Annotated in this window: 2 protein-coding genes; both read right to left on the bottom strand. The window is 59.7% G+C overall.

The window, feature by feature from the left end; genetic code table 11:
* A partial coding sequence (locus RMO15_RS24670; protein WP_309718871.1) for a 3-hydroxyacyl-CoA dehydrogenase/enoyl-CoA hydratase family protein occupies positions 1-1,783 on the bottom strand: 1,783 nt, incomplete at its 3' end.
* A gap of 63 nt (positions 1,784-1,846) precedes the next feature.
* Positions 1,847-2,849: enoyl-CoA hydratase/isomerase family protein (locus RMO15_RS24665; RefSeq protein ID WP_309718868.1), on the bottom strand; the 1,003-nt coding region annotated here is incomplete at its 5' end.

Raw genomic sequence — 2,849 nt, 5'->3', positions numbered from 1 at the left:
GCGGCGGCGGCGGTGGCGCAATGGGGCGTGGAGAGTCCGTCAGTTCCAGGGCACGCTGCCTCGCTTCATAGAACAGGCGATCCACATTGCGAGCGATCGTGTCCTGAGGCCGCAGAAATCCCCGTCGCTGTGCCTCGTATGCCGATGTACTGACCTGTCCACCCATCACGAGCTGAAGAACAGAGCGAGCATCTCCTACCCGCGTGTACAGCTCGGAGATCCCCCCAAAACTAGGAAGCAAGCCCGCACTCACCTGAGTTAACCCCATGTAGGTCTCTGGCGAGAGGTGCAGTGTGGGAAGATGCAGCGCCAGCTCCGCCCCTCCCCCTCGCGTAAAGCCCTGAATCGCCCCCACCAAAGGAATCGTGGCGTGGGCAAGCCGCAGGTGCACCGCCTGCGCCACCGCGATATCATCCTCAATCTGTGTGAAATCCCCTTGAGAGATCGCCTCCCACCAGCGCAGTAGAGAGAAACCCGCCGTGAAATCTCGGCTCTCCCCGGTCACGACCAGGGCAAGAAATTCACGTTCTGCTCGCTCCAGAGCCTTCAGCAGTAACTCCAGAGTGGGTAGGGTCAGACGATTGTCCGGGGGGTGCAGCGAAAAGCAGGCGACACCATCTCCCAGGTCCCGAAACGCTCCCAGTGCGCTTTGTTCCACCACAGGCCAGTGGCTCAGGGTCAAGTACTCAGGTGGAGGGGAAGGAGCGGCGTAGAGCCGTCCCCGTCGCTCTGCCTCCAGTACAAACGGCCCTTTACTCCAGCCAAACCCCCACTCCATCGCCTGATCCACCGCAAACTCCGTCGTGGCAATTTGAGGACGGATCGCATCTAGGTACGCAAAGAGGCTCTCCTGCAACCAGACCAGAAAGGGGTCATCTGAGTCTACAGCAACGGTCTGAGGGGGGCGGTACTCACCGGTTTGCAGATCCAGAACCAGGTTACCTTCCCGTGGCCAGAACCCACGCCAGTGCTTTTCCGTAAGAAGTGCCTCCAGCACGGGAGGGAGGTGCATACGGTTGTGTAGCGGATCGTCGGGAATGGCGGCAGAGAGGGCACGAGCCTGCTGAACCAGCGCCTCTAGGCCAAGACGATCGGCCAGCTGAAAGATACCAAAGGGCCTCCCCATCAGCGGGCCGGTCAGGGCATCCACTTTTTCAATGTCCAGCTCACTCTCCAGCGCGAGATGAAGTACATCAAAAAAGTGTGCGGTAAAGACCCGCATGGCCACAAATCCGGGGCTGTCGTTCACCATCACAACACGGTGCCCTAGGGTCTCTTCCGCGAACGCACAAAAACGCTCTAGCAGAATGGGATCGGTGGTCTCTGTGGCCGCTACTTCCAAGAGTTTATGGTAACGAGGCGGAGTGGAAAAGTGTGTCGCAAAAAGCCGCTGGTGAAGCATGTCGCTACTCCCCGCCAGCAGACTTTTCAGAGTAAAAAACCGTGTTGTTGTCGTGAGGATGGTCTCCGGCCCAAGAAACAGCTCCAGCCGATGTAGGAGCCGATGCTTCAGCTCAAAGTTATCCGCAATAGCCTCGACCACCCAGTCTGCGTCCCGACAGACTGTCAAGTCATTAAGCCCCCCCAGCTTGATTTGGCTGAGATACTCAGGCAGGAAGAGGAGCGGCGGACGCATCACACGAAGCTGTGCCACCGCTTTTCCCGCAAGATCCGGCGAGGAGTCCAGTAGATGAACCTGCCACCCCGCATTCAGAAGCTGAGCCGCAATCCCAATGCCCAGTGCACTTGCGCCAATGACAACCCCAACACCCTTTTCGCTCATGACAACCCCCGTCTTTGAGAATCGTCTTCAGTATACTAATAATTTGCTCAAAATGGGAAAGAATCAGTTTCGGAGTGGTTTCCCGGTCTCCAGCAGGTGCCGCATCCGGGCAATCGAGAGCGGCTCCTGTGCCAGCTGCTGAAACGCAGCACGCTCACGAGCGAGAAGCACTGTCTCCGTCGTTTTCTCTTCCGTCAGCACCCATGCCAGAGCCTGTGCAATCCTCCGATCATGTCCCGTCAGTGTGGCAGGCAGGACTATCTTGCCCGGTTCCCGATCCGGGCCAGACCAGGGCTGTGTTGCGTCTTGCGCCAGCCGAATAGCCTCCGTCAGTAGCTGATCCGCATTGGCGACGATCACATCGGTGGGACGAAACCAGCCGCGCTTTCTCGCTTCGTGAGCGCTGGTGGAGTTCTGGTTGAAGAAAATCGCCTCAAAGGCGGCTTGGGCGGAGCCAAAGCGGTAGAGCGCCTCTTTGACGCCGCCCCCGCAGGGAATCACGCCGACCGCGCACTCGGGCAGGCCCAGCACGGTCTCGGGGGAGGCGACGATGCGCCCACAGTGTAGCGCCAGCTCACAGCCTGCCCCCAGCGTGTAGCCATGAATTGCGGCGACAGTGGGGATTTTGGCGTGCTTGACCCGCAGAAACGTCTCCTGACACTGCTTCATGTCGGCCTCGATCCCCGCAAGATCGCCCCGTTCCATCGCCGTAACCAGCCGGGCGAGGTTGTAGCCTGCCGAGAAGCACGCCCCCTGCCCAGTGAAGATCAACGGAAGCCCCAGCTCCTCCGCTTCGTCCACGGCGGCAACAACCGCGTCGCACTGAGCGGGATCAAAGACATTGAGCTTGCCGCGTAGCTCGAAGATCAAGGCCCCTTGCTCCTGACGCAGAGCGGGATAGAGTGGCTCTTGGGGCGCGTTTCTTGCCAGTGCAAACGGCCCCTTCTCCCAGCCAAAGCCCCAGCACATGGCGTTGTCAATCGCATCATGGCTCTCCGCGATCTCATCGGCGATGGAGGCGGCGTAGTCACAGAAGCGCGGCAGAACGGTGGCAATAAGAGCTTTG

The organism is Armatimonas sp., assembly GCF_031410135.1.
GTDB lineage: Bacteria > Armatimonadota > Armatimonadia > Armatimonadales > Armatimonadaceae > Armatimonas.
Note: the sequence above shows the minus strand (reverse complement) of the source record. Positions and strands in the feature narration are given on the sequence as shown.